The organism is Rhizobacter sp. Root404 (genome assembly GCF_001425865.1).
Classification (GTDB): Bacteria; Pseudomonadota; Gammaproteobacteria; order Burkholderiales; family Burkholderiaceae_C; genus LMDS01.
Map to the genome: position 1 here is coordinate 1 of NZ_LMDS01000002.1, position 5,515 is coordinate 5,515.

Here is a 5,515-nt window from a genome sequence, read left to right on the forward strand (position 1 = left end):
AACTTCCTGCGCACCGACATCGTGATCATGGGGATCATCGTGATCGGCGTCGTGGCCTACATGTTCGACCTGCTGATGCGCTGGGTCGAGCGCACCGTCGTGCCGTGGAAGGGACGCATGTAGTAGGTCAGCCGGCGCGCACCAGCGCCTCGGCCAGCAGGCGCACGCCGGGCTCGATCCGGTCCGCGGCGATCGACGAATAGCCGATCCGCAACCGGTTGCGCGGCGGCTTCGCGCCGGCATAGAACACCTCGCCCGGCTCGACCACCACGCCCTGCGTGTAGAGCCGCTGTGCGAGCGCTTCGCCGTCCAGCCCCTCGGGCCCGGTGACCCACAGCGCCGACCCGCCGTGCGCGGCCATCGGCTGCAGCGCCGGCGCGTGCACGGCGAGCGCCTGGCGCAGCGTGCGGGCGCGTTCGCGGTAGGCGATGTTCAGGCGCCGCAGGTAGGCCTCCTGGTAGCCGTGGGCGATGAAGTTCGCCGCCGCCTGCTGGTTGTTGGTGCAGACGTGGCGGATCATCAAGCGCCGCAGCGCGCGCAGCTCGCGCACCAGTTCCGCCGGCGCCACGACGAAGCCCAGGCGCAGGCCGTGCGCCAGCGTCTTCGACAGGCTGCCCAGGTAGATCACCCGCTGCGCGCCGTCCAGGCTCTTCAGCGCCGGGGTGGGCTGGCCGGAGAAGTTGAGCTCGCTCTCGTGGTCGTCCTCGATCACGATGAAGTCGTCGCGCTCGGCCCGCGCCAGCAGCGCATGGCGGCGCGCGAGCGACATCGTCACCGTTGTCGGGCACTGGTGGCTCGGCGTGACGTAGACGTATTCGCAGCGCGACAACGCCGCCGTGGGCACCAGGCCTTCGTCGTCGATCGGCAGCAGCCGGATGTGCCGGGTGCGCAGCGCGAAGTTGTTGCGCGCGTCCGGGTAGCAGGGGTTTTCGATCCCGACTCGCGTGGCCGGCCCGATCAGCAGCTCCGCCAGCAGCGAGGTGGCCTGTTGCGCCCCGTTGGTGACGAGGATCTCGTCGCGCTCGACCCAGATGCCGCGCGCCGGCAGCAGGCGGCGATGGATCTGCTCGACCAGCGCGTCCTCGTCGCGGTCGATGTGGTCGGGCGCCCAGCGCCGGACCGCGCGCGCATCGAGCGACTCCAGCACGCAGCGCCGCCAGTCGCGAAACGGGAACAGCGCCGCGTCGAACTGGCCGTAGATGAACGGGTACGGCTGGCTCTGCCAGTCGGCCGGCTTGCGGATGTTGCGCTGCGCCGAGGGCTGCTTCATCAGCCGCTCGCGCCAGCGCGGCGGCGTGCCGGGCGCCACGGTGTCGCGCCGCTGGCGGGCGCCGAGGTAGGTGTCCTGCAGCCGTTCGCTGACGTAGTACGCGCTGCGCGCCCGCGCCTCGACCAACCCCTTGTCGATCAGGCCCTGCATCGCCAGCGTCACCGTCACGCGCGACACGCCGAGCGTGGTCGCGAGCAGGCGGCCCGACGGCAGCGGCATGCCCGGCTGGACGAAGCCTTCCAGCACCGCGTGCACCAGCATGTCGCGCAGCTGGCCCTGCAAGGTGCTGCTCTGGCCCTCGAAGCGGCGGAACAGCCGCTGCCACATCAGTTCACTCGTGCGCACGGTGCGGGTCATCGGGAAGCCCTCGGTTCGACGATCGGTGGCGCCATTCTGGACTTATTGATCGTGGAAATCTGGCGTTATGCCTCGCCGGGCTCCGGGCCTAGGATGCAACGACCGAAATCCAGAGTCGCACGACAATGAGCATCGAGTACCTCAAGAAGGCCCACCCGCCGGTCCAGGCGATCGACACCGCCACCGGCGAGACCGTGCAGCGCCTGCTGGCCGAGATCGAGCGCGGCCGCGAGGACGTGGCCACCCGGCTGGCGCGCGAGTTCGACGGCTGGCAGGGCGAGATCGTCGTCGGCGAGGCGGCGTTCGCGAAGGCCGAGGCCGCACTGAGCGAGGGCGTCAAGGCGGACATCCGCTTCGCCCGCGATCGCGTCTTCGAGTTCGCCCGCCGCCAGCGCGACTCGATGCAGGAGTTCCAGGCCGAGCTGATCCCGGGGCTCGTGACCGGCCAGCGCCTGATCCCGTGCCAGACGGCGGGCTGCTACGTGCCGGGCGGGCGCTACGCCCATGCGGCGAGCGCCGTGATGAGCGTCGGCACCGCGTCGGTGGCGGGGGTCAGGCACATCGTTGCGGCCTCGCCGGCGCACGGCGACGTCGGCATCCACCCGGCGATCCTGTACGCGATGAAGCTCAGCGGCGCACACACCGTGCTGGCGCTGGGCGGCGTGCAGGCGGTCGCCGCGATGGCCTACGGCCTGTTCACCGGCCGCCCGGCGGACATCATCGTCGGCCCGGGCAACCGCTTCGTCGCCGAAGCCAAGCGGATGCTGTTCGGCCGCGTCGGCATCGACGTGGTCGCCGGGCCGACCGAATCGGCGGTGATCGCCGACGACTCCGCCGATCCGCGCGTCGTCACCGCCGACCTGATCGGCCAGGCCGAGCACGGCCCGGATTCGCCGGTCTGGCTGATGACGAGCTCGCGCGAACTCGGCCAGCAGGTGATCGACCTCGCGCCGTCCTTCATCGCCGCGCTGCCCGACGTGGCGCGCGCGGCGGCGACCGCGGCATGGCGCGACTACGCCGAGGTCGTGGTGGCCGACACGCGGGAGGAACTGGTCGCCCTCAGCGACGCCTACGCGTGCGAGCACCTGCAGGTGATGGCGCGCGACCTGGACTGGTGGCTCGCGAACCTGAACAACTACGGCTCGCTGTTTCTCGGCGAGGAGACCACCGTGGCCTACGGCGACAAGTGCAGCGGGCCGAACCACATCCTGCCGACCCGCGGCGCGGCGCGCTATTCCGGCGGCCTGAGCGTCGGCAAGTTCATCAAGACGGTGACCTGGCAGCGGCTGGACCGCGGTGCCTCGCGCACGGTCGGCCAGGTCGCGGCGCGCATCTCGCGGCTCGAAGGCATGGAGGGCCACGCGCGCACCGCCGACGCGCGGCTGGCCAAGTACTACCCGCAGGAGCGCTTCGATCTGGGCACGCTCGGCGGCCACGGGACCTAAGGCCGCGATGGACGCCGACCGCCTCGACCTCGACCTGACGGCCCAGGAGCCGTTGCCGCCCGCGGCGGTCGACGCGGTGCTCGGCCTGCTGGCGAGCGGCAAGCTGCACCGCTACGGCGAGACGGGCGCCAAGCCGTCGGAGGCGTCGCAGCTCGAAGCCGAGTTCGCGCAGTCGCTCGGCGTGCCGTACTGCGTGGCGCTGAACTCCTGCGGCTCGGCGATGTTCGTCGCGCTGCGCGCCTCGGGCGTGCAGCCGGGCGACGCGGTGCTGTCCAACTGCTTCACCCTGGCCCCGGTGCCGGGCGCGATCGCGCATGCCGGCGCGCACCCGGTGCTGGTGGACGTCACCGAGGACTACACGATCGACCTCGACGACCTCGAGCGCAAGATCGCCGCGAGCGGCGCGCGCACGCTGCTGCTGTCGCACATGCGCGGCCATGTCTGCGACATGGCGCGGCTGTCCCGCCTGTGCGAGGCCGCCGGCGTGCGGGTGGTCGAGGACTGCGCCCACACGATGGGCGCCGACTGGGCCGGCAAGCCGACCGGCACCTGGGGCCTCGCCGGCTGCTTCAGTTTGCAGAGCTACAAGCACGCGAACAGCGGCGAGGGTGGCTTGCTCGTCACCGCCGACGCCGACCTGGCGGCGCGCGCGATCCTGATGTCGGGCAGCTACATGCTCTACGCCTCGCACCTGGCGCGGCCGGACGAGGCGGTGTTCGAGCGCTGGAAGTACCGCACGCCGAACTTCAGCCTGCGCATGAGCAACCTGGCGGCGGCCGCCGCCCGTCCGCAGTTCGGCGCGGCGCTGGCCGACCGCTGCCGGCGCTGGAACGAGCGCTACCGCTGGCTTAGTACCGCGCTCGCCGGCGTCCCGCACCTGCGCCTGCCGGTGCGGCCGGCCGAGGAGGGCTTCGTCGCCAGCTCGTTGCAGTTCTCGCTCGTCGGCCTGGACCCGGACGCGTGCCGCGCCGTCATTGCGGCGTGCAGTGCCCGCGGCGTGCACATCAAGTGGTTCGGTGCCGCCGAGCCGGCCGGGTTCACCAGCGCCTGGCAGCACTGGCGCTTCTTCCCCGACCAGCAGCGCCTGCCCAATGCCGAGCGCGTGCTCGCGGGCCTGTGCGACCTGCGCCTGCCGCTCACGCTGACCCCGGCCGATTGCAACGCGATCGCCGAGGTCGTGCGCGATTCGATCCAGCGTCATTCCCCCCGTTAGCCCGACCAACCCCAGGAGAGAGCGATGAAGATGAATCGACGTCAGACCATGTTCATGTGGGCCACCGTGACGGCCCTCGGCCTGGTTCAGGGCGCCCAGGCCCAGACCAAGGAAGTGACTTTCGCGTTCCAGGACACGCTCGTGCCCTACCGCACCGCGATGGAGAGCGGGGAGTTCGAGAAGGCGACCGGCTACAAGATCAACTGGCGCATGTTCGGCGGCGGCGGCGACGTCATCAAGGCGATGGCCTCGGGCGACGTGCAGATCGGCGAGGCGGGCTCCAGCCCGGTGACCGCCGCGGCGACGCAGGGCCAGGACATCAAGGTCTTCTACATCCTCGACGACATCGCGAACGCCGAGGTGCTGGTGGCCCGCAACGGCTCCGGCATCGCCAGCGTCAAGGACCTGGCGGGCAAGAAGGTCGCGACGCCGTTCGTGTCGACGGCCCACTACCAGCTGATGGCCGCGCTGCAGCTCGACGGCGTCGACGCGAAGAAGGTCAACGTGATGAACATGCGGCCGCCGGAGATCGCCGCCGCCTGGGAGCGCGGCGACATCGACGCGACCTTCATCTGGGACCCGGTGCTGTCCAAGATCAAGGGCAACGGCAAGGTGATCGCCACCAGCGGCGAGATTGGCGCGCGTGGGTTCCCGACTTTCGACAGCGTCATCGTCAACGCCAAGTGGGCGGCGGCGAACGAGGGCTTCATGGTCGCGCTGGTCAAGGTGATGGCGAAGGCGCAGGCCGACTACCGCGCCAACCTCGCGAAGTGGACCGACGACTCGCCCCAGATCAAGGCGGTCGCGAAATGGTCGAAGGCCGACGCGAAGGGCCTGTCCGCATCGATGGGCCTGTACAAGTACCTGTCGCTCGAGGAAGAGGCCTCGCCGACCTGGCTGGGCGGTGGCGTCGCGAAGGCGATGGCCAAGACGGCGACCTTCCTGAAGGAGCAGGGCCGGGTGCAGGAAGTGAAGCCGGACTACTCGTCGTTCGTCACCGACGTGTACGTGAAGAAGGCGATGGCCAAGTAGCGCGCACGGTGCCGCCATGCCGACCCTGGACATTCGCGACCTCACGGTCAACTACGCCGTCAAGGGCGGCATGCTGCAGGCGCTGGCGCCGGTGAAGCTGACGATGCACGACGGCGACTTCGTCGTCGCGCTGGGCGCGTCGGGCTGCGGCAAGACCACGCTGCTCAACGCGATCGCCGGGTTCCTGCCGCCGTCCAG

Annotated in this window: 5 protein-coding genes and 1 pseudogene; 5 read left to right on the forward strand and 1 reads right to left on the reverse strand. The window is 70.7% G+C overall.

Annotation, left to right across the window (positions count from 1 at the left end; all coding sequences use genetic code 11):
• Positions 1-123: pseudogene (locus ASC76_RS25045) on the forward strand (taurine ABC transporter permease); the annotation flags it as partial.
• A 4-nt stretch (positions 124-127) separates the two neighbouring features.
• On the opposite strand, the gene ASC76_RS04550 reads toward ASC76_RS25045, so the two are convergent.
• Positions 128-1,627, reverse strand: a complete 1,500-nt coding sequence (locus ASC76_RS04550; RefSeq protein WP_056463239.1) for a PLP-dependent aminotransferase family protein — start codon at positions 1,625-1,627, stop codon at positions 128-130.
• 125 nt (positions 1,628-1,752) lie between these two features.
• Here ASC76_RS04550 and hisD point away from each other — a divergent pair, with 125 nt between their 5' ends.
• The 4 genes from hisD to ASC76_RS04570 all read left to right on the forward strand — a co-directional run.
• Positions 1,753-3,072, forward strand: a complete 1,320-nt coding sequence (hisD, locus tag ASC76_RS04555) for a histidinol dehydrogenase (RefSeq protein WP_056463242.1) — start codon at positions 1,753-1,755, stop codon at positions 3,070-3,072.
• A gap of 7 nt (positions 3,073-3,079) precedes the next feature.
• Complete coding sequence (locus tag ASC76_RS04560) at positions 3,080-4,285, forward strand: DegT/DnrJ/EryC1/StrS aminotransferase family protein (RefSeq protein WP_056463245.1); 1,206 nt, start codon at positions 3,080-3,082, stop codon at positions 4,283-4,285.
• A gap of 24 nt (positions 4,286-4,309) precedes the next feature.
• On the forward strand, positions 4,310-5,317 hold the full coding sequence (gene tauA / locus ASC76_RS04565; protein ID WP_056463249.1) for a taurine ABC transporter substrate-binding protein: 1,008 nt from the start codon (positions 4,310-4,312) through the stop codon (positions 5,315-5,317).
• 16 nt (positions 5,318-5,333) lie between these two features.
• Positions 5,334-5,515 (forward strand): ATP-binding cassette domain-containing protein (locus ASC76_RS04570; RefSeq protein ID WP_157615305.1); only part of this gene is annotated, 182 nt, incomplete at its 3' end.

Coding starts and splice junctions, on each gene's coding strand:
- ASC76_RS04550 (WP_056463239.1), bottom strand. CDS start 1,627: ATGACCCGCACCGTGCGCACGAGTGAACTGATGTGGCAGCGGCTGTTC.
- hisD (WP_056463242.1), top strand. CDS start 1,753: ATGAGCATCGAGTACCTCAAGAAGGCCCACCCGCCGGTCCAGGCGATC.
- ASC76_RS04560 (WP_056463245.1), top strand. CDS start 3,080: ATGGACGCCGACCGCCTCGACCTCGACCTGACGGCCCAGGAGCCGTTG.
- tauA (WP_056463249.1), top strand. CDS start 4,310: ATGAAGATGAATCGACGTCAGACCATGTTCATGTGGGCCACCGTGACG.